Source organism: Polynucleobacter sp. QLW-P1DATA-2, assembly GCF_001870365.1.
Lineage (GTDB): Bacteria > Pseudomonadota > Gammaproteobacteria > Burkholderiales > Burkholderiaceae > Polynucleobacter.
The window spans coordinates 1-1,022 of record NZ_LZMQ01000013.1; the positions used below are offsets into that span (position 1 = coordinate 1).

Annotated in this window: 2 protein-coding genes; both read right to left on the reverse strand. The window is 39.3% G+C overall.

The window, feature by feature from the left end; all coding sequences use genetic code 11:
- Positions 1–380: 380 nt before the first annotated feature.
- The gene (locus A9236_RS10805; protein WP_071467903.1) at positions 381–809 is read right to left on the reverse strand and encodes a biopolymer transporter ExbD; all 429 of its coding nucleotides are present in this window, start codon (positions 807–809) and stop codon (positions 381–383) included.
- On the reverse strand, positions 800–1,022 hold a 223-nt coding region (locus A9236_RS10810; RefSeq protein ID WP_201721766.1), incomplete at its 5' end, for a MotA/TolQ/ExbB proton channel family protein. The genes A9236_RS10805 and A9236_RS10810, both read right to left, overlap by 10 nt.

Genomic DNA, 1,022 nt, shown 5'->3' on the forward strand with positions numbered 1-1,022 from the left:
AAACTTCACATTACTTGCCGCACTACTTCTGCACTCACTAGGCCAGTAATTAGGTCTAAAAAGTGTAGAAGCACTGTAGAAGCTAATTTTACTACTTTTACTACACTTAACTGCTTGATTTAATTAAGTAATTTTAATAAATCAAAAAACTTAATTAGATTATGAGTGCAGACACCCAAAGTAGACCCATATAAACAGAGGGTCTGCGGGCGGTCAGTGTCAGTGTGTATGCAAATGTGTAAGCAAATTCGTGGATTTAGAAGAACCGTTCTATCGGTCTTTGGTTACAAGATCTAAAGGATTTTTGGAGCAACCACCTAACACTTCGTTGCTTCAAACAGTATTTTCTTAGGTTTGATAAGCGTTACTTTAAGTAACGCTTATTTGTAAGGTAATTTTCTTTTAATATTTGAAGTAGTAGCAAAGCTAATCTTTGTCACCCCGTTGGTTTGGGCTAAAGCCATGATTTCAGCTACCCGCCCATAAGGCACTGCTTGATCCGCCTGAATCTGTACCTGAAAATTAGGGCCTGCCTTTGCCTTAAATATCTCTACTAATTCAGAATCATTGATGGCCTTGCCATCGAACTGAATATGTCCATTTGAATCCACTGCCAATACAGAATTCTTTGTTGGCACTGCCTTATTGAGCTCTACTGTTTTGGGTAAATTAACTTTCATTGATTGCGGCACGAGTAATGGCGCAGTCACAATAAAGATCACCAGCAATACCAACATCACATCAACTAGTGGCGTGACATTGATTTCTGCCATTGTTTGCATGCTACCGCGATCTAATTTCATAGCCATTGCATTTCCCCAATCAATGATGTATTTTTTTCACCTGAGCAACAGCCAAGCGCCAAAAAATCATTGATAAAGCCATCCATATTGGTACTAGTTAGCCTTAATTGACGTACAAAGTAATTGTAGAAAAACACTGCTGGCAAAGCCACTGCAATACCAATTGCTGTAGAAATGAGTGCCTCACCAATCGGCCCAGCCACCATATCAATACTAGCC

Coding starts and splice junctions, on each gene's coding strand:
- A9236_RS10805 (WP_071467903.1), bottom strand. CDS start 809: ATGGCTATGAAATTAGATCGCGGTAGCATGCAAACAATGGCAGAAATC.